The organism is Gammaproteobacteria bacterium, from assembly GCA_024235095.1.
Taxonomy (GTDB): Bacteria; Pseudomonadota; Gammaproteobacteria; order Competibacterales; family Competibacteraceae; genus UBA2383.
Genome location: JACKNC010000001.1, coordinates 2,660,599 through 2,680,051, shown reverse-complemented (window position 1 = coordinate 2,680,051; position 19,453 = coordinate 2,660,599). Strand labels below are relative to the sequence as shown.

The following is a 19,453-nucleotide window of genomic DNA, read 5'->3' as shown; positions in this document are numbered from 1 at the left end:
CGCTGATCCCTGCTCGAGACCCGCTCATGACCATTCGCAATCTTGAATATCTGTTCAAACCCCGCTCCATTGCGGTCATCGGGCGTGGCAAACAGCCTGATGGCCCTGATGCCGCCGTGGAATTTAACTTGATTGAAGGTGGCTTCAAAGGCCCAGTGATGCCGGTGAATCCCGATCAGCGGTCCATTGCCGGGGTGCTGGCCTACCCGAATATCGCCAGTCTGCCGGTCAGTCCGGACCTGGCCATTTTAACCACGCCGCTCGATGAAGCGCCGGCCCTGATCGATGAACTCGGTCAACGGGGGACGCGGGCCGTGCTGTTACTCAGCCGCGAAGTATTGCAGGATCACCGTGGGGCAAAGGCAGCGTTGCTCAGCCAGGACATGTTGCGCAAGCACCCGGATGATGGGAAAGTGCTGAAACAGAAAATTCTTGATACGGCAAAGCCTTATTTGTTACGGGTCATGGGGCCGGATCACTTAGGCTATATCGCACCATCGGCGAATGTCAACGCTAGTTTGAGCGGCAATCGACCCTTGGCTGGCCATATCGCGCTGCTCTGTCAATCGGCGGCGGTGATGCGCAGCGTGATCGACTGGGCCACCAGCCGCAATATCGGTTTTTCTCATGTGATCTCCGTAGGCGTTCGCTGGGATGTCGACTTTGGCGATCTGCTGGATTATCTGCTACGGGATTATCAGACTCGCGCCATCCTGATGTATATGGAAAATACCCGCAATCGCCGCAAGTTTGTCTCCGCCGCGCGCGTCGCCGCCCGGGTCAAACCGGTAATCGTGCTGAAACCGCACGATTTTCGCACCGGTCCGGTCGAAGACGCGGTTTACGACGCCGTCTTCCAGCGCGCCGGCATCCTGCGCGTAGACAGCATCGAACAATTATTTAGCGCGGCGGAGACCCTGGCCACCGCCAGGCCGGTTTACAGCGACCGGCTCACCATTGTCAGCAACAGTTACAGCCTGGCACTGATGACCAGCGATACCTTGCTGCGCTACGACGGCCATCTGGCGGAAATCAGCGCGGCGACCCGTGAGCGCGTAGCGCAAACCTGCCGGCCCGGCCATGTCATTGAAAATCCGGTCGATCTTGGCGATACGGCTGGCCCTGATCAGTATGGCCAGTCGCTGGATCTATTGTTGCGGGAACCCGGGGCCGATGGGGTGCTGGTGATCCACGCCCCGGCCTCGACCGACCGCTCCCTGGACTGCGCCCAGGCCGTGACCGAGCGGGCGGCCAAGAGCCGGCGGTTGGTGATGACCTGCTGGCTGGGTGAATCGTCGGCGGAGCCGGCGCGCGAATTATTCAAAAATGCGCAGATTCCTACCTATGAAGCGCCAGACGAGGCGGTCGAGGCGTTTATGCGGCTGGCTCAGTATCGACGTAATCAGGAACTGCTGATGGAGACTCCGCCCTCGGTGCCCGAGGAGTTCACAGCAGATGCCGAGACCGCCCGCCGGATTATCCAGATCGCGCTGACTGCAGGCCGTCGACGGCTAAACGCCTATGAAGCCAGCCAGGTGCTCAGCGCCTACGAAATCCCGGTCGTGCCCCTGCAATTTGCATCCACCCCGGAAGCGGCGACCGATATAGCGCTGGAATTGGGGATGCCGGTCGCTCTCAAGATTCTTTCGCCAGACATTGTCAATAAATCCGATGTCGGCGGCGTGGCGTTCAGCCTCAAGAATCCACTGGAAGTGCTGGTGGCGGCGACCGAGATGTTGAACCGGGTGCGCGATCTCGCTCCCGAAGCGGTCATTGACGGTTTCGCGGTGCAACCCATGCACTATCGGCATAATATTTATGAATTGATGATGGGCGTGCGGACCGGCAAACGGTTTGGACCCGTGATCTTTTTCGGTCAGGGCGGCACCGAGGCCGGCGTTATCGATGATGTCGCTTACGCCTTGCCGCCACTGAACATGCAGCTGGCGCGCGATCTGATCTGGCGAACCCGGTTGTATCGTCGACTGAGCACGAATCGTGGCCGGCCAGTCGATCTGGACGCCATTGCTCTGACCTTGCTAAAAATTTCGCAAATGGTGGTCGATTTAGCGGAAGTGGTGGAACTGGACATTAATCCCATCTGGCTCAGTTCCGACGGATTGCTGGCGTTGGATGCTAATGTAGTGATCGAACCCAGTGCGGAACCCGCCGCCAAAAGGTTAGCAATTTTGCCCTATCCCAAGCAGATGGAACGCCGCTATACCCTGCCCGATGGTCGTTCTTTCCTGATGCGACCTATTCTGCCAGAGGATGAACCGGAGTTGCAGAATCTGGTGAAACGGATGCCAGCGGAAGATGTGCGGATGCGGTTTTTCCAGCCAATTCATGAATTATCGCATGAAATGGCGGCCCGTTTGACACAACTGGATTACGAACGCGAAATGGCGATTATTGTCACCGATCCAGATGTCATTCCCGGTAAAGGCACAATTTGGGGGGTGGTGCGTTGTAATGCGGACCCGGACATGGAAAGGGCTGAGTATGCGATCCTGGTGGACCGCGCCATGATCGGAATCGGGCTGGGGCCGATGTTAATGCGTTACATTATCGAATACGCCAGGCAACAGGGCATCAAGGAAATTTATGGCGAAGTTCTGCGGGAGAATGAATCGATGCTCCGACTCAATCGGGCGCTCAATTTCAAAATTGAGGCAACACCTGACGATCCTGGAGTGCTGCATGTGAAGTTGCCATTGGTCTAAAGCCATCAGGGCGGTTTTGCAGATTAACGGAGGCGGCCATGATTTTTCGGCAATTGTTCGAACCGGTGTCCTGCACCTATACCTACCTGCTCGGTTGTCCAGCAACCGGCGAATGCGCACTGATCGATCCGGTGCTTGAAACTGTGGAGCGGGATCTAGCGGTGATTCGCGAACTCTGCCTGCAACTGGCTTTTACCGTCGAAACCCATGTCCATGCCGACCATGTGACCGGAGCGCTCAAGCTTAAGCATTTGGCAGGCAGCCGGATCGCGGGACCTGCGCTTGACGAGTTGCCCTGCACGGATGTCGGTTTGCGTGCGGGCAAACCATTAATGATCGGTGAAATTGCGCTACATCCATTGTTTACACCGGGTCATACGTCAACCCATCACGCTTACCATGTGGAAACCAATGTTCAGCCGTTCTTGTTCTCAGGCGATGCCCTGTTGATTGATGGCTGCGGACGCACCGATTTCCAGTCCGGCGATCCAATCGCTCTGTATCACAGTATTCATGAGCAGTTTTTCACTCTGCCGGATGAAACCCTGGTTTATCCGGGGCATGACTACGCGGGGCGCTGTGTGTCCTCGATTGCCCAGGAAAAGGCGCGCAATCCACGTCTTGGCGGCGGCAAAAGCCTGGAAGCGTTCGTGGCGATTATGCAGAGCCTGGATCTGACGCCGCCCCAAAAAATGGTGTTCGCTGTTCCCGGCAATCTATTGTGTGGTCAATGTCCGCCTAATGTGCCCGATGAAATGCGTCGCTTGTGCGTTCAGGGTTGAGGAGGCGTGGGTAGTATTCCAGACATGGTTTTTATACTAAGAGACTAATGGAATGGTCCGCCCCGCTCCTCCAACGAGCCCAAAGCGGGCGAAATAGTGAATGCTGACTCACATCATATTAACCGAGATAACGGAGCGGACCCATGAAAGAGTATACCAATGAGCGCGTCATTAAGGTTGTCGGCATTGATCTGGCCAAGCGGAGTTTTCACGTTTACGGCGTGGACGAGAACGGTCAACGGGTGATCCGCAGGACCTTCAACCGGGTACGTCTGAGTGAATTCATGGCGAATCTGCCCGCCTGTACGGTGGCCATGGAAGCCTGTGGCAGTGCGCACTATTGGGCGCGGCAGTTCCGGGAGGACGGCCATGAGGTACGGTTGATCGCGCCCCAGTTCGTGAAGCCCTTTGTGAAATCCAATAAAAACGACGCCGTCGATGCCGAGGCGATTTGCGAAGCGGCCCAGCGGCCCAGGATGCGGTTGGTGGCGATCAAGAGCGTGGAACAGCAAGATATCCAGGCGATTCACCGGATGCGCAGTTTGGGGGTGGAACGCCGCACCGCCCAGGTCAATCAGATTCGCGGTTTTTTGTTGGAATACGGCATTGAAATCCCGCAGGGGCGTGTGGCGGTGAACCAGCGCCTGCCGGAGATTCTTGAGGATCCAGAGAACGGCCTCAGCGAGCGCTTCCGGGCTGAGCTACGCGAGTTGGCTGACGAACTCCGTCACTTGGATGAACGGGTTGCTCATTATGACGCCCAGATTGAGACCCTGGCGGAAAGCCATCCGCAGGCGCAAGCGTTGATGACGATCCCCGGTCTGGGCGCCAAGGGCGCGACCGCGTTGGTAGCGGCCGTCGGCGAGGATCCCCGACTCTTTAAGAACGGGCGGGGTTTGGCGGCTTGGCTGGGCCTGGTGCCGCGCCAGCACTCCACCGGTGGACGGGACCGCTTACTGGGTATCAGTAAACGGGGGGATGTCTACCTGCGGCAGTTGCTGATTCATGGCGCCCGCGCCGTGTTGCGCTGGGTCGAGCGCAAGGACGATCCGACGAGCCGCTGGGCCCGGGGACTGAAAGGCCGTCGCCATGCCAACGTGGCGGCCGTCGCGTTGGCCAACAAGATCGCCCGGATCGCCTATGCGGTGATGACGACCGGCCAGCCCTATGATGCGGCCAAAGGCGCTCTGGCTCCGGTTTGAGTCTTTCTACGCTTCATCCGCGACCCGGTCGCTACGACCACCCCAGTACCTCCCACCATAAGTTGCGAAGAGTGAATCTCACGGTGATGGCATGAAAGACCAGTTCTGCATTTCCGAAAACCTGATTCGTACAAAAGCCGGCTCTGCCGAGACTGCGAGACTGATAAGGACGGAGATGCGCGCGAATTCCATCAGGGCACGAGGGCAGGCGAGCGCCTCAACACGATGCCGGATATATGGCCGCAACTTTTCCTTCAGCCAAACGGCGATTTCCTCTTGCATCGCGGGGCGGACCATATATGTACGAAAACTTAATATCCTACGCAGCCTCTAAAATGGGTTCCTGCAATAATTCACGATTCTTAAATATTTTTCGCAACATTAATCGAATTGAAGCAAGGTAGACTTGACTTTGACTCGATGCAGGCTTCCTTTCGTAATCTCTACTTAATCGACGAGATCGCCCCAACCAAGCGAGGCTTCTTTCAACAACCCATCGCCGAGGTAAAACCTGAAATCCTTTCTCTTCTTTATTTTTGTTAACAACTTCAATCGTGCAGTTAAAGTTTTTCTCAAGCCATTGAGCCAGGGACTCACCTTGATAAGCACCATCGGCCCAAACTTTCCGGATCGTATTGGCGATGGATAGCCCACCTTGTAATACCTGTGGTGCGCCTTTTACATCCGGAATATTCGCGGCATGCACCCCGACATAAATTAGACAACCCATTGTATCCACTAGAATATGCCTTTTTCTTCCTTTAACTAACTTGCCTCCATCAAATCCTGTTTCATCCGCACATTCCTGAGTGCCTTTCACCGATTGGCTATCAATGATCGCGGCGCTTGGGGTCTCATTTCGCCCTACTTCTTGACGAAATTTTTGGTGAAGCGCCGTGTTAATTTTCTCGAAAACACCGTTATTGATCCATTGATGATAATAAGTGCTGACGGTGGTATACGCCGGAAAATCTTTGAGAAGATATCGCCACTGACAACCCGTTTTATTGATGTAAAAAATTGCATTTAAAATCTCGCGGAGATCCACTTCTCGGGGACGTCCTCGCGTATTTGGCTCGCGTTCTTCCAAAAGGGGTTGAACCCTCTCCCATTCCGCATCGGTGAGATCACTGGGATAGCGATTAAACGGTTTTTCCTTCGGCCAAGACATCGCGCACCTCGAACAAAAATTTCGAAACTAAAATAATTTGGGCTTTTTTGGGTAATTCTATTGTCTTGCTAATAGTTATCCCCACAAAAATCATGCTGGAGCTTTTTCAGGATTAGCGTATTGAGTATCAGGGAGCCTAAAAAATGATTTGACCCTTTCCTGAAATTCTTTTAGCTTTTCCAAAGCAGAATAAACGCGCGCTCTGAAATCAGCCCGGTTTTTAATTGGCTCCTTTTCCAGATGATCATTTTTGATCTCATTCCAAACCTGTTCATCCGGATTTAACTCTGGCGAGTGGGGGGGAAGAAAGAACAAGCGGATTTGTTTTCGATGCGTCTCAAGAAAGGCTTTGACTTCTTTCGAGGTATGATAAGACGCATTGTCCGTGATGACAATTAATGGGCGCTCTCGACCCTCTAATGCCTTCTCTAAAAAGGCAATGAAAACCCCACTCACTCATTTTTGAGTGGTCACTTCAAATATTAACTCGCCCGTCGCCGTAACCATCGATAAAATGTGAAACCCACCCCGGTCATCACTCACTTTAATTTCAGGCGGATGACCGACTAAGCCCCACGTCCGTCCAGAACGCGTATGGCCTTGAACCCATGACTCATCCTGAAACGCAATATCCGCTCCAAGTTCTTGAGCCCGCTTCTGAATCTCTTTAAATTCTTCATTAATAAACTTTTTAACTTCCTCCTGATCCTGGTTTAAGGCATGATAACAAGGTTTTTGACAACTCAGTCCTAATTGATGTAAATGCAGACGAACCGTGGCATCCGATACCCATAAACCAAAGTACTCTTTCAATAAATTAACCATGATCTCTAAAGTCCATAAAACCGTATCATAGCCATGATCCGCCGGCGTCGTATTGAGTATCGTTTCTTTTAACCATCGATCAATATCCGGAGTCATCACACACGTGGCGCCGAGCGCTTTCCGGGTATCCAGGGCTTCTTCTCCTTCATAACGATAGTTGCGAAGCCAATCATAAATACTCGTTCGGTCGATACCCAAAAAATCAGCAACAAGCTCCGGACCATAATGCTTCTCTTCGACCGCGCGAACCGCAATACGCCGGATGTAATTCATCACTTCATCCGGTATTTTACGTGCATCAAACATCCATTCCGCGTTCATTGCCGCACCTCCTCTATAAATTTAGAGTCTCTAAAGAGGTCTTCTATAGTTATTAGACAATTTGATTAACGCTCAGTTCGTTGATAATGTAGGGATAATCGTTGGCAAGCCTATATCAAAAAAACAATAATAAAATAAATATGTTATTTTTAGTACATATATGGTCCGCCCCGCGATGCAAGAGGAAATCGCCGTTTGGCTGAAGGAAAAGTTGCGGCCATATATCCGGCATCGTGTTGAGGCGCTCGCCTGCCCTCGTGCCCTGATGGAATTCGCGCGCATCTCCGTCCTTATCAGTCTCGCAGTCTCGGCAGAGCCGGCTTTTGTACGAATCAGGTTTTCGGAAATGCAGAACTGGTCTTTCATGCCATCACCGTGAGATTCACTCTTCGCAACTTATGGTGGGAGGTACTGGGGTGGTCGTAGCGACCGGGTCGCGGATGAAGCGTAGAAAGACTCAAACCGGAGCCAGAGCGCCTTTGGCCGCATCATAGGGCTGGCCGGTCGTCATCACCGCATAGGCGATCCGGGCGATCTTGTTGGCCAACGCGACGGCCGCCACGTTGGCATGGCGACGGCCTTTCAGTCCCCGGGCCCAGCGGCTCGTCGGATCGTCCTTGCGCTCGACCCAGCGCAACACGGCGCGGGCGCCATGAATCAGCAACTGCCGCAGGTAGACATCCCCCCGTTTACTGATACCCAGTAAGCGGTCCCGTCCACCGGTGGAGTGCTGGCGCGGCACCAGGCCCAGCCAAGCCGCCAAACCCCGCCCGTTCTTAAAGAGTCGGGGATCCTCGCCGACGGCCGCTACCAACGCGGTCGCGCCCTTGGCGCCCAGACCGGGGATCGTCATCAACGCTTGCGCCTGCGGATGGCTTTCCGCCAGGGTCTCAATCTGGGCGTCATAATGAGCAACCCGTTCAAAAAAACCGCGAATCTGATTGACCTGGGTGCGTATTTCACGGGATGACGGCAGGTCGTTTCACGGGATGACGGCAGGTCGTTTCACGGGATGACGGCAGGTCGTTTCACGGGATGACGGCAGGTCGTTTCACGGAAGGCGGCAGGCCATTACACGGAAGGCGGCGGGTTGTTTCGCCAATGAGCAGCGACGCAGGTTAACAACTTGTAGGCTGGTTCCTTTTTTTCCGAGGAGGAACTCATGCCGACTGAGAGGTTATCCATGCGCAAGATTCAAGAAGTGCTTCGTTTGCAGGCGGCGGGCCATAGCCAACCACAAATTGCCCGGAGTTGCGGGATCGGCCGTAGCACGGTCGGAGAGTATCTGCAACGCGCCCGACGAGCGGGCCTGGGTTGGCCCCTGCCCAAGGGCATGATGGCCGATGAATTGGAACGACGGTTGTTTCCGCCGCGCCCCGCCGCTGGGTCTGCGGATCGCGGAAAACCGGATTGGGCCACCGTCCACCAGGAATTACGCCGCCCCGGCGTCACCTTGTGGCTCTTGTGGGAAGAGTACAAAGCCACGCATCCCCAGGGCTATCAATACACCTGGTTCTGCCAGCAGTATCGGGCTTGGGTGGCGCATACCGATGTGGTGATGCGCCAGACCCATCGGGCCGGTGAGAAGGTGTTTGTGGACTACGCCGGTCCCACCGTGCCCATCGTGGACCGCATCACGGGTGAACTCCGCCAGGCCCAAGTGTTTGTTGCGGTGCTGGGCGCCAGCAATTACACCTATGTGGAGGCGACCTGGACCCAAGGACTGGATGACTGGCTCATGGCGCATGTCCGGGCCTTTGCATTTTTCGGCGGTGTCCCGGAAATTGTGGTTCCAGATAATTTGAAAACCGGCGTCCAGACGCCGCACCGCTATGAGCCCGACCTCAACCCCAGTTATCTGGAGTTAGCCGCCCATTATGGCGTCGCGGTGATCCCCGCGCGTGTCCGAAAACCGCGTGATAAAGCCAAAGCGGAAAGTGGCGTGCTCGTGGTGGAACGCTGGATTCTGGCCCGCTTGCGCCATCGGACTCTGTTCAGTCTCGACGAACTCAACACGGTCATCCGCGAACTGCGCGACGCCCTCAATCAGCGCGCCTTCAAAAAACTCCCCGGTTCCCGTCAGCATTGGTTTGCAACGCTGGAACAACCGGCGTTGCGTCCCTTACCGGCCGAACCCTACGTGTTCGCGCAATGGAAAAAAGCGCGCGTCAACATTGACTATCACATTGACATCGAGCGCCATTACTATTCGGTCCCCTACCTCCTGGTGCGCCAGGAAGTGGAGGTGCGCCTGACCGCCACCACGGTCGAGGTCTTCCATCAACGTCAGCGGGTGGCTTGTCATCGCCGCCATCCGCAGCCTGGTCGCCATACCACCGTAACCGCCCACATGCCCAAAGCCCATCGGGAGTACGCCGAATGGACGCCCGAACGGTTAGTGCGCTGGGCTCACCAGACCGGCCCCCACACGGCGACTCTAGTGGGCTGACACAGAAGTTTTGACAGGTTCAGAGGTTTCTAGGTCCACCGGGGTTTCAGAAGATTTCAAGGGAGGATAGAGGCGCTTGAGTTTGACCCGGGCCAAGTCGGTGCCGAACTGCCAGTGGATTTTGGTCTGACGTAGGTTGCGTGGGCCTTGCCAAGCGGCGATTTCCTTCCGCAAAGTTTCGAGGTTCGCAATGCGGCGATTCAAACACTGGCCGGCGAGAACAGCGAACTCACATTCCGCCATATTGAGCCAACTGCCATGCTTGGGGGTGTAATGAAATTCGAGCTTGCGGGTGATCCGGCGGGCTTCCTCTGGAGAAAAGACACTATACAAGGCCGCAGGAGTGTGGGTATTGAGGTTATCCACGACCAACCGGATTCGCTCCGCCTTCGGAAAGTACACATCAACGAGTTGCTGCATTTGCTGGGCAAAATCGCGTTTGGTGCGCTGTTTCGTGACATTAACATGACGCCACCCGCGCAAGGGTTGTACGAATAGAAATAAATTGGCGGTGCCTTCGCGTTTGTATTCACAGTCATAGCGCGCCGGTTGACCCGGGCGGGCGGGTTGAGGACAGCGGGTTTCGCTGGTCAATTGCACCGGACTTTCATCGAAGCACACTTGGGGGTATTGAGGATCATCGGGTTCGGCGTACAGGTCCAACACATCCTCCATATGCCAAACATAATCGGGACTGACACTGGGAATACACCATTCTTGACGTTGCCAGGGTTTGAGGTCGTTTTTTTAAGGATGCGCCGCACACTCTCACGGGAAATGGCTTCGATGGGCCGGAGTTCCATGAAGCGGTCCGCTAACAATTGGAGAGTCCACTGACAACGGCCAGCGGGCGGGGTACTACAGGCCAAGGCGACCAGAAAGGCGGCCTGTTTGCCGGTCAAGGCCGGGGGCAAACCGACTCGTGGCCGCTCGCTTAACGCCGCCAGCAACCCTTCGTCGACAAACCGTTGACGGGTACGATGAACGGTCGAAATCCCCAAGTGAAGGCTTTGGGCAATGGCCTCATCCGTCGCCCCTTCCGCAGCCTGCAGCAACACATGGGCACGGGCAACCTTGCGCGCCGCTGCCTTGCCTTTATGAATGACCTTCAGCAGGTCTTCCCGCTCCTCTTCAGTTAGATCAACCAGATACTTGTGGGCCATGGTGATTCCTCCTGTTGATCTCAACCATAGGGCACCCACCGCTACCTGTCAAAACTTCTGTGTCAGCCCACTAGTGGAACGTATCCTGGCCACGCGGCCCCATCCTCAGCAGGGCTACCGCTCGTGCTTGGGCATCTTGCGTCTGGGCAAAGCCTATGGCGCCGACCGCTTGGAGGCCGCCTGTCAGCGCGCGTTAGCCATTGGGGGACTGAGTTACAAGAGCATCGAGTCGATTCTCAAGCATGGCCTGGACCAGCAACGCCTCCCGGATGCGGGGACTTCGCCACCGCCCATCCCTTCGACCGCGACCCACGCGAACGTGCGCGGCGCACGCTATTACCAATAACCCAGGAGCCTCCGCCATGCTGAAACAACCCCTTCTCGATCAACTGCACACCTTGAAACTCAGCGGCATGCGTCAGGCCTTGCACGAGCAACTCCAGATGCCCGATAGCGATCAGCTCAGCTTTACGGATCGCTTGAGTCTCCTGGTTGATCGCGAACTGACCGAACGCGCGAATCGTCGCCTCCAGTACCGCTTACAGCAAGCCCGTTTGCCCCAGCAAGCCTGCCGGGAAGACCTGGATTACCAACATCCCCGGGGCCTGGATAAAACCCTCATCCAGCATCTGCTCGGTGAACGCTGGCTTGTGGAGCATCTCAACTGCCTGATTACCGGCCCCACCGGCGTGGGGAAAACATGGATTGCTTGTGCCTTGGCTCAGCATGCGTGTCGTCTGGGCTATACCGCGCGCTATGTCCGTTTGCCCCGCTTGCTCCCTGAACTGGCGTTGGCCCGCGCCGATGGCCGCTATCCCAAGCTGCTACGCGAGTACGCTAAAGCACACGTGTTGGTCATCGATGACTGGGGCTTAACACCGCTCACCAGCGAGGGCCGCCGTGATCTTCTGGAAATCCTCGATGACCGGCATCACCGTCAATCCACCCTCGTGACCAGCCAGTTGCCCGTGGCAAGCTGGCACGCCTATCTGGACGAACCCACTCTGGCTGATGCCCTCCTCGATCGGCTCGTCCATAACGCCTACACCCTCAACCTGACCGGAGAATCCTTACGAAAACGTAAAACCCCCTTGACGAACTCCATCACGGAACAGTAAACACTCATCCACTGCGTCGCTGCGCTCCGACCGAGTGAAATACGCTGCCGCCTTCGACTGAACTCGCCGGCCGTCATCCCGTGAAATGGATGGCCGGCATCAGTGAAATACGCAACCTGGGCGGTGCGGCGTTCCACCCCCAAACTGCGCATCCGGTGAATCGCCTGGATATCTTGCTGTTCCACGCTCTTGATCGCCACCAACCGCATCCTGGGCCGCTGGGCCGCTTCGCAAATCGCCTCGGCATCGACGGCGTCGTTTTTATTGGATTTCACAAAGGGCTTCACGAACTGGGGCGCGATCAACCGTACCTCATGGCCGTCCTCCCGGAACTGCCGCGCCCAATAGTGCGCACTGCCACAGGCTTCCATGGCCACCGTACAGGCGGGCAGATTCGCCATGAATTCACTCAGACGTACCCGGTTGAAGGTCCTGCGGATCACCCGTTGACCGTTCTCGTCCACGCCGTAAACGTGAAAACTCCGCTTGGCCAGATCAATGCCGACAACCTTAATGACGCGCTCATTGGTATACTCTTTCATGGGTCCGCTCCGTTATCTCGGTTAATATGATGTGAGTCAGCATTCACTATTTCGCCCGCTTTGGGCTCGTTGGAGGAGCGGGGCGGACCATTCCATTAGTCTCTTAGAGCAAAATGCATCGCGTGAAGATGGGTCTCGTGATGTTGTTTATGTTGATGAATCTGGATTTCATGACAATATCAGAAATGAATGGGGTTGGAGCCCAAGGGGCGAAATCATTATCGGTGAGAGGAAAAGCAAACCCACTGAAAAACTTAATTTGATTGGTGGTCTCATCAATAATGAAATTATTGCTCCGCTGGCCTATGCATCTTATACGGATACGGAGATATTTAATACTTGGCTTGAGAAGTGCTTAATCCCCGTACTCCCAAAAAATTGTATTATTGTTATGGATAATGCAAGCTTTCATAAATCGGAAGAAACAAGAAGCATTATTAAAGAAAATGGACATCAGTTGTTATTCTTACCTCCTTATTCACCTGATTTAAATCCTATTGAAAACTACTGGGCTATTCTTAAGGGGAAGTTGAAAAAATTCTTCCAAATTGTTAAACTCTTTATTGATGCATTAACAGCGGTTTTTCAAACTATCTAAAAACTGTTTGACTATATAGCCGTAAAGTGCTCGCGTGGCAGTTGTCCAATACTTTGGAGACCACCTTTTGCCTGGAGTGCTTGGAAGGAGCCCTGGCGCATCGCCAGCCGATGATCTTCAACACCGATCAAGGAACCCAGTTCACGAGCGTCGCTTTTACCGGGTGCTTGGCGCAAGCCGGAATCCGAATCAGTATGGACGGTCGAGGGCGGGCGCATGACAATAGCTTTGTCGAACGGCTCTGGCGGTCCGTAAAATATGAGGAGGTGTATCCGAAGGCCTATGAAACGTTGGGTAGTGTTCCAGACATGGTTTTTATACTAAAACCCCGAATTCATACCGATTAATAAATAGACCAATAACGATGTCATGCATCTTATCAAGTTTGGAGAAGCAAATGGTCTTTCTGACTCATCTTTTAATGCGCGTCCGTAGGGTGAGGTGTTTCCGTTCAATTTTTTGAGTATTTGCCTTACCGACCGTATGCTGTTCGGGTGGCAAGTGGCATTCGTAGGCTCCCCAGTCATCCGTATAAAATCGGGTTATTCCAAAAGGTTCTAGAATCTCTCTAAGCTTTAAAAACACTTCATCTTTGTGATCACCGAAGGTATAAGCGAGAACTTTTCCGGTGTAATGATCGATCGCATGCCACAGCCAACGCGGATGTTTTTTACTCTGAACATAACTCCACATCTCGTCTAGTTCGGCTTCTTGATCTTCAGCTTTTTGAATCTCAACGAGGACTTCCTGTGAATTTAAGTGGTTCAGCACCGCTCGATTGACGGATTCAAGGCAAGATTCTTTTTTTTTCAGGACTTTCGCTTGGCTACCATATAAAGTATGGTAATGATCAATAAATATCTATATATAGTAAAAAATAGCCCATAAGCGAAAGTCCTGTTTTTCTAGCACGGCAAACTTAGCTTGACCCAGCGTTCCTCCAGTGCCTGCAAATAGGCGTCTGGATCCTGCCGAAACCGCTGACCCAAGACCTGCGGTTGGCGGCGTTGTTCGAATTGGACCCGCGCCATCCGCCACTGCTGGAGGTCCGCTTGGGCTAATTCTTCAAGCGGGCAAGGGGTGCGATTGACTCACCACGGCAGCCGGTAAGCGGGTGGGGCCACAGACGACGAGGCGGGCCGGCGCACTCTTCTGTCCCGTCGTGCGGCGCATCTGATGGCGAAAATGACCAAATAATTGCTCCAAGTCATTATTAGTACGTGGTAAATTAGCAATATCATAACAAGTAAATACCAAAGGGCCATAGCTGGCGGTGACCTTCGCAAACTGCGCGGCCAGTGCCTGTAAATAGACGGTGGGGGTCGCTTCTTCTTCGATATCCGCTAACAACACCGCATACCGGGCTTGAACGGTGGCCCGCGCCGCGCCATCGGGATTGGCCAAAAGGTCAGCAGCCTCCTTGAGCCAGCCATGGGCAATCGTCAACTCCGGCCAGAGCGGCGCGGTCGCTGCTAACCCGCGCTTGAGCAGTTGTTGCAAGCGCGGCAAGGACGCTAGCTCCCCCCTTTTTCCACGAGCCGGCCGAGACTCGCGGTGATGGCGGACAACCGCTCCTGGAGTTGGAGTCCCCCCGCTTGGAGGGGGGGATGGCCGCTCTCGCTGAGGGCGCCCCGGACCGCAGCACAATAGCCGCGAATGACCTCGGCCTGCGGATCACGGCGGTCCTCGACCTTACCACCTATCAGTTTCTCATCACGGGGCAAACTCGATAGAAGGAAGGTAAAGGTTGTTGCATTTGTAGCTTCCGGTGGATTGCGCGCAGACCCCAGGTGAACCAGGAAACGGCGCTACGGGCGAGTTTTCGAAAGGTCCAATGGTGAGGATCGGTCTGTTCTTGCGTCTTTTTTCCAGGGGCGTGGGGTGATCGTGGGCCTCCTCTTGACCGACGCGCACGCACCAGTACATGGCCAAGGCCATGATCAGCAGCAACCGATCGAGCCGATCAGCGGCCTGTAACTGCGTGTCTTCTAATTGAAAACCGCGACTTTTGAAATCGGAGAACATCGGCTCAATGCCCCAGCGACTTGCGTAATCCCGCACGGTCGCCCGATTCGGCGGGTCATTCATGGCGATGATCCAGGGTTCCGGGTGGGCCCCCTCATGCCAAATCGCCAGATTCGTCGCGACCCCTTGATTGAATAACCGCACATTGGGCAGATAGCGCTCGGTTTGCCCTGTGGCAAGCACCCCGGTCGTGGTCATGTCTCCAAACCCTGGATCCACATTGAGATTGCCTTTCAATCGTAACCGATAATGCCAACCGGACTGCGCGTGAAGCCACGCGAATAAATCCACCGAGGGATAAAAGCGATCCGCCGAAAGCAGCACCTCGGCTCCCGCCGGGAGCCACGCTCGAACTTGTTCTAATACCGCTTTCTGGGCCGCAAAACCCAGATTGGCCGGGCCGGCTTCCACCCGCCAAGCAAGGGGTAAGGCCCGATCGCCGATCCCAAGGCTCACCATCAAAATCGCAAAACGATCCCCCAAATCGGTTTGATCCAGACTCAAAATAATCGTTTGTCCCTGCTGGCCCGTCGCCGCCAAGGTTTGGCGCGCCCACGGTTCCAGCACTTCCGTACTCGACAGCAACGGATTCTTCAACAACCGCCGCAGCCACTGCTCGCGCATATCTTGCCGTTCGGTCTCCAAGGGTAGGAGATTGGCGAGTTCCACCGTATTCGGGGTCTGGGCTTCCAGGATGGCGCCCACCGCTAAAGCTAGCTTGGCGCGTACCGTCTTGCGTAGCGTCGGGTGGGCAGCTCTCAACCCCGCTTCGATTTCTGTTGCCAACTGCCGAATCGTTCCCATGATCCCCTCATGATGTTCGTTAAACTCATAATCCTAGTCTAACTCAGAACTGATAGGTGGTAAGGGTCCTCGACCTCGCGCTCCAGGGTTCGCACCCCCCGGACCCGTTTACGCAATTCTTTCTGCGCGTGCCGATCCGCCTCCCAAATCGGTCGTCCTGCTTCCCGCAGATAAGGGAACGGGCAGAGCTGATGCGGCACCTGCGGAAAGACGTGGGCAACCGCTTGCCGTAACGCCATTTGACCATCACTGACGACCCCGACTACCGGAACATCGGCGACGTCCGCGACCGCCGACCGCAACAACGCACTGAGATCATCACGGCCTGACGCCAGCAGGCTACGGGCTAACAGGACCTCTCCTGATAACACGTCCCGCACCACCCAGAGCACTTCGTGGCCCTTGTCCGGTTGCAAACCATCAATAGCGAGGATCAGTCGGCCTTGCTGGCGCAACCGAGTCCGCCGCTCCGGTGAGGCCAACATCACGCTCACCAACTCCTCATACCGTTGTAATAAGGTACCCACCGTCCGCGGCGTGTCAAGCGACACCGAAAACTGACCCCTTGGCGACACCGAAAATTGACCCCCTGGATTTACTGGGTTATTGGGTTGGAGAGACCGAAACGGGCTTCAGCAAGCCAGACCGGCGTTTTTCCCGCAGGCGATAACTATCGCCGCGGATGGTCAACACCTGGCTGTGGTGAAGGAGGCGATCGAGGATCGCCGTCGCCACGACGGGATCGCCGAAGACGGTTCCCCATTCCCCCACACTGCGATTGCTGGTGATCAGCAAGCTGCCCCGTTCGTAGCGTCGCGAGACCAACTGGAAGAACAGATGGGCGGCGTTGGGCTCGAACGGCAGGTAACCCAATTCGTCGACGATCAATAACTTCGGGTTGGCCCAATGGGTCAGTCGTTCCTCTAGGCGACCGTCGGCGTGGGCCTTGGCCAGGTGAGCGACGAGGGCCGTGGCCGGGGTGAACAAGACGGAATAGCCGTGCTGGATCGCCAGGCCGCCCAAAGCCACGGCCAGATGCGTCTTCCCCACGCCCGGCGGCCCGAGGAGGAGCAAGGCATCACCGTGGGCGACCCAGCGGCACAGCGCTAATTCGCGCAGTTGCTTGGGATCAAGGGACGGTTGCGCCGCAAAGTCGAAGCCGTCCAGGGTGCGGGCGAACGGGAACTTGGCCAAGCGGGCAGCCATCTCCAAGCGTCGCTGTTCCCGACGCGCGACCTCGGCTTGGCACAAGAAGGTCAGGGCCTCGCGCAGGTTGAATTCGCGCCGAGCGGCCTCATCCAACAAGGTATCCAGTTGATCGCGCAGCGCGGTCAGCTGCAAACGGGCGAGCAAGCCGGGCAGGGTATCGGGGTCTGGATTCATCACCAGCCCCCTCCCGCGATCGCCTCGTATTCGGCCAAGGGACGCAACAGCACCGGGGCCGGTGACCGGTCCGCGGCGGGTGGCGCGGGGTTCGCGGCGCCCCCCGCAGTCGGCGCCCCCACGACGCCGGCTAAGTGGGCCGGATCGATCACCCGCTGGCGCCGGCCGACGCTCAGGACATGGCGCGCCACCTCGATCCCGGCGCGCTGCACCCGCAGGGACTCGTCGACGATCTGCACCGTCACCGTCTCGCCGATCAGTCGCCACGGGACACTGTAATGGTTGGTGTCCACTTCGATGCAGCTGTCGGCATGCACCCGGCGGGTCAACTCACGGATCCAATGGAAAGGCGGACGACCGTTCAAGGGGCGTAGCGCGTCGGCTTCGGCCCGCTGGAACCGCGCCAGTGGCGGTTCGCCGGTGGTCCCATGTATTCGCACATCGGCCACCGTCCGTAACCAACCCCGGAGATGCCCCTCTAACGCGGCCCAGGAGTCGAACATCCGACCGGCGATGGCGTTGCGCTTGACAGAGCCCACGCCGCGTTCGTCCTTACCTTTCGTCCGTGCCCGACACGGGGCGCAGGCGCGCGGTTGAAACCCCCAATAGCGGGCAAAGGCCAGAAAGCGGGTGTTGAATACCACCACCCGGGTGATCCGGTCGTGCGCGTCCACCAGTGCCCGCGCGTTGTCCATCAGGACCTCCTCGGGCACCCCGCCAAAATGGTGAAAAGCCCCTTCCAGCCCGTCCAACCACGCCGATTGTCGTTCATGATCGAAGGCCGCTACAAACACCCGCCGGGAATAACCCAAGGTGGCCACAAACAGCCGAACCACCACCGGTTCGCCGCCGATCCGGACCGTCGTGCTCCCAAAGTCGATCTGGAGTTGCTGCCCCGGCGGCGTCTCAAAGCGCACGGTCGCGCGGGCTTCCGCCTCCAGCGCTTGGCGCCACGGACGCACCGCCCGTTCCACGGTGCGCAGCGAGACCTGCAGACCATGCACCCGCTGCAACTCTTGGCGCACCACGTCCGCGTTGCCACAATGTTGGCGAAAGCTCACCGCCAGCCACTCTTCGAGCGTGCTTAACGCCCGCCGTCGCTTCGGTAATCGATCGGGCATCCAATCCTCTTGGCTCAAGTGGCGTTTGACCGTGTTGCGGCTACAACCGAGTTCGCGGGCAATCCGCCGGGCTCCCCACCCGAGTTCGTACAGCCGCCGCATCGCCGCGACCGTCTCTGGCGTTTGCATCTCGTCCCCCTTCCTGATCGTGATCTTCGGAAGGTGGATTTTCTGACTCTTCATCAAATTTCCCCTCTGGCTTCGGGGGTCAATTTTCAATGTCGCCAAAGGGTCAATTTATGCTGTCGCCTGACACGGCGCAATCCTCACGCCCTGCGCGGTGAGTGCTTGATGAATTTCAGCCACGGTGCGATGGTCCTGATAACGACAAGCACCAATCCAGGCGATCACATCTAAACCAAACTCGTGATGCGGCAGTGCCAACCGCCCCTCCCATTCCGGTCGGTATGGCCGATGGTAAAATGCACAGGCTCGATTCACACAGCGCCGGATTTGCAATTTTACAGCGATCACCCCTTCCAAGGTCGTGATCGTCCGATGATTCTCATAGGCAAACCAGAGGGGGCCTCCACAGGCCGGACAACGCCGGTTCATGCAGGTCAGTATCAGCGTCTGTGTTGAAGGAGGCCTTGGCGTCATTCTGGCCATTGCGTTTCTCCCCATCCCTTATTCAGTCAAGGTAACGCGCTTTAGACCCTCTAGCTAAGTTTGCTATCCTAGTTTTTTTTAATTCATTGATGACGGTCGTCGGACTGATGTCTAAAACGCGCGCGGTATCTCGAACTCCACTGCCATTGATCGCCATCTCAATGATCTGGTTTTTGACTTCAGGTAAATATCCATTGTAATCGTAGTCTAAAATAAATGTTTTGACCGAGCATTCTGGATTCTGACAAAGGTAGCGTTGTTTTCCATTCTCCGTTTTTCCACGCTTTGCGATTTTTTCATGACGACAAACAGGGCAAAGGACAGGATTTAAAACCATATTTAAATTCCTTAAAAAAACATTAAAATACTTAAGCGAATTCTAGACTAAATATAGCATATCTAAGTCTAGAACACTACCAAACGCTGGACCAGGCTTACCAGGGCTTGGCGCAGTACTTCGTGTTTTACAATGACCAGCGTCCTCATCAGGCGCTGAACTATCGAACACCCGCTGAGGTGTATGCGGACAGGCAAAGCCGGTCGCTATAAGGTGTAGAGTGTCCACCTTAAATTCGGCTAAATTCTGTCTTGACATTGGGGTCCACCTCACTTGGTGT

At 55.8% G+C, this 19,453-nt stretch carries 18 protein-coding genes and 5 pseudogenes; 9 read left to right on the top strand and 14 right to left on the bottom strand.

Annotated elements, in window-relative coordinates:
- The first annotated feature begins 26 nt into the window (after positions 1-26).
- From H6973_11900 to H6973_11890, 3 genes are all read left to right on the top strand, one after another.
- Positions 27-2,723, top strand: a complete 2,697-nt coding sequence (locus tag H6973_11900; protein ID MCP5126295.1) for a bifunctional acetate--CoA ligase family protein/GNAT family N-acetyltransferase — start codon at positions 27-29, stop codon at positions 2,721-2,723.
- A gap of 38 nt (positions 2,724-2,761) precedes the next feature.
- Positions 2,762-3,505, top strand: a complete 744-nt coding sequence (locus H6973_11895) for an MBL fold metallo-hydrolase (protein ID MCP5126294.1) — start codon at positions 2,762-2,764, stop codon at positions 3,503-3,505.
- Between the two features lie 143 nt (positions 3,506-3,648).
- Positions 3,649-4,707, top strand: coding sequence for an IS110 family transposase (locus tag H6973_11890; protein ID MCP5126293.1), 1,059 nt, complete (start codon positions 3,649-3,651; stop codon positions 4,705-4,707).
- A 319-nt stretch (positions 4,708-5,026) separates the two neighbouring features.
- On the opposite strand, the gene H6973_11885 is transcribed toward H6973_11890, so the two are convergent.
- The 4 genes and pseudogenes from H6973_11885 to H6973_11870 form a co-directional block, all read right to left on the bottom strand.
- Positions 5,027-5,878, bottom strand: a complete 852-nt coding sequence (locus tag H6973_11885; GenBank protein MCP5126292.1) for an IS5 family transposase — start codon at positions 5,876-5,878, stop codon at positions 5,027-5,029.
- Positions 5,879-5,968: 90 nt separating this feature from the next.
- Complete coding sequence (locus tag H6973_11880) at positions 5,969-6,334, bottom strand: transposase (protein ID MCP5126291.1); 366 nt, start codon at positions 6,332-6,334, stop codon at positions 5,969-5,971.
- Positions 6,335-7,024 (bottom strand): IS630 family transposase, encoded by a 690-nt coding sequence (locus tag H6973_11875; protein ID MCP5126290.1) that lies wholly within the window; start codon positions 7,022-7,024, stop codon positions 6,335-6,337.
- Between the two features lie 457 nt (positions 7,025-7,481).
- Positions 7,482-7,964, bottom strand: a pseudogene (locus tag H6973_11870) (IS110 family transposase).
- A 243-nt stretch (positions 7,965-8,207) separates the two neighbouring features.
- Here H6973_11870 and H6973_11865 point away from each other — a divergent pair.
- Positions 8,208-9,473: an IS21 family transposase gene (locus H6973_11865; GenBank protein MCP5126289.1), complete on the top strand. Its 1,266-nt coding sequence runs from the start codon at positions 8,208-8,210 to the stop codon at positions 9,471-9,473.
- On the opposite strand, the pseudogene H6973_11860 reads toward H6973_11865, so the two are convergent.
- Positions 9,462-10,636: pseudogene (locus H6973_11860) on the bottom strand (IS630 family transposase). The gene H6973_11865 and the pseudogene H6973_11860 overlap by 12 nt on opposite strands.
- 94 nt (positions 10,637-10,730) lie before the next feature.
- On the opposite strand from H6973_11860, the pseudogene H6973_11855 reads away from it, so the two are divergent.
- Together H6973_11855 and H6973_11850 are read left to right on the top strand one after the other, a co-directional pair.
- Positions 10,731-10,907 (top strand): annotated as a pseudogene (locus H6973_11855) (IS21 family transposase).
- A gap of 91 nt (positions 10,908-10,998) precedes the next feature.
- Positions 10,999-11,754 carry an ATP-binding protein gene (locus H6973_11850; GenBank protein MCP5126288.1) on the top strand — a complete coding sequence of 252 codons (756 nt, stop codon included), beginning with the start codon at positions 10,999-11,001 and terminating at the stop codon, positions 11,752-11,754.
- 113 nt (positions 11,755-11,867) lie between these two features.
- On the opposite strand, the pseudogene H6973_11845 reads toward H6973_11850, so the two are convergent.
- A pseudogene (locus H6973_11845) lies at positions 11,868-12,296 on the bottom strand (IS110 family transposase).
- 31 nt (positions 12,297-12,327) lie between these two features.
- On the opposite strand from H6973_11845, the gene H6973_11840 reads away from it, so the two are divergent.
- Both H6973_11840 and H6973_11835 read left to right on the top strand, forming a co-directional pair.
- On the top strand, positions 12,328-12,894 hold the full coding sequence (locus tag H6973_11840; GenBank protein MCP5126287.1) for an IS630 family transposase: 567 nt from the start codon (positions 12,328-12,330) through the stop codon (positions 12,892-12,894).
- A 41-nt stretch (positions 12,895-12,935) separates the two neighbouring features.
- Positions 12,936-13,241 carry a DDE-type integrase/transposase/recombinase gene (locus H6973_11835; GenBank protein ID MCP5126286.1) on the top strand — a complete coding sequence of 102 codons (306 nt, stop codon included), beginning with the start codon at positions 12,936-12,938 and terminating at the stop codon, positions 13,239-13,241.
- A gap of 64 nt (positions 13,242-13,305) precedes the next feature.
- Here the strand turns inward: H6973_11835 and H6973_11830 are convergent, their stop codons facing one another.
- The 8 genes and pseudogenes from H6973_11830 to H6973_11795 form a co-directional block, all read right to left on the bottom strand.
- A complete protein-coding gene (locus H6973_11830) occupies positions 13,306-13,665 on the bottom strand; it encodes an IS1 family transposase (GenBank protein MCP5126285.1) in 360 nt (119 codons plus the stop codon).
- A 294-nt stretch (positions 13,666-13,959) separates the two neighbouring features.
- Positions 13,960-14,403 (bottom strand): hypothetical protein, encoded by a 444-nt coding sequence (locus H6973_11825; GenBank protein ID MCP5126284.1) that lies wholly within the window; start codon positions 14,401-14,403, stop codon positions 13,960-13,962.
- A gap of 282 nt (positions 14,404-14,685) precedes the next feature.
- A pseudogene (locus H6973_11820) lies at positions 14,686-15,723 on the bottom strand (IS4 family transposase).
- A 38-nt stretch (positions 15,724-15,761) separates the two neighbouring features.
- The gene (locus H6973_11815; protein ID MCP5126283.1) at positions 15,762-16,217 is read right to left on the bottom strand and encodes a hypothetical protein; all 456 of its coding nucleotides are present in this window, start codon (positions 16,215-16,217) and stop codon (positions 15,762-15,764) included.
- A 109-nt stretch (positions 16,218-16,326) separates the two neighbouring features.
- Entirely contained in the window at positions 16,327-17,106 is a 780-nt protein-coding gene (locus H6973_11810; GenBank protein ID MCP5126282.1) for an ATP-binding protein, read from the bottom strand.
- Positions 17,106-18,410: an IS21 family transposase gene (locus H6973_11805; protein MCP5126281.1), complete on the bottom strand. Its 1,305-nt coding sequence runs from the start codon at positions 18,408-18,410 to the stop codon at positions 17,106-17,108. Before H6973_11805 ends, H6973_11810 begins: the two co-directional genes overlap by 1 nt.
- A gap of 54 nt (positions 18,411-18,464) precedes the next feature.
- Entirely contained in the window at positions 18,465-18,827 is a 363-nt protein-coding gene (locus tag H6973_11800) for a hypothetical protein (GenBank protein MCP5126280.1), read from the bottom strand.
- Between the two features lie 31 nt (positions 18,828-18,858).
- Positions 18,859-19,173, bottom strand: coding sequence for an IS1 family transposase (locus H6973_11795; GenBank protein ID MCP5126279.1), 315 nt, complete (start codon positions 19,171-19,173; stop codon positions 18,859-18,861).
- A gap of 53 nt (positions 19,174-19,226) precedes the next feature.
- Here H6973_11795 and H6973_11790 point away from each other — a divergent pair, with 53 nt between their 5' ends.
- Positions 19,227-19,385 (top strand): transposase, encoded by a 159-nt coding sequence (locus tag H6973_11790; GenBank protein ID MCP5126278.1) that lies wholly within the window; start codon positions 19,227-19,229, stop codon positions 19,383-19,385.
- Positions 19,386-19,453: the final 68 nt, after the last annotated feature.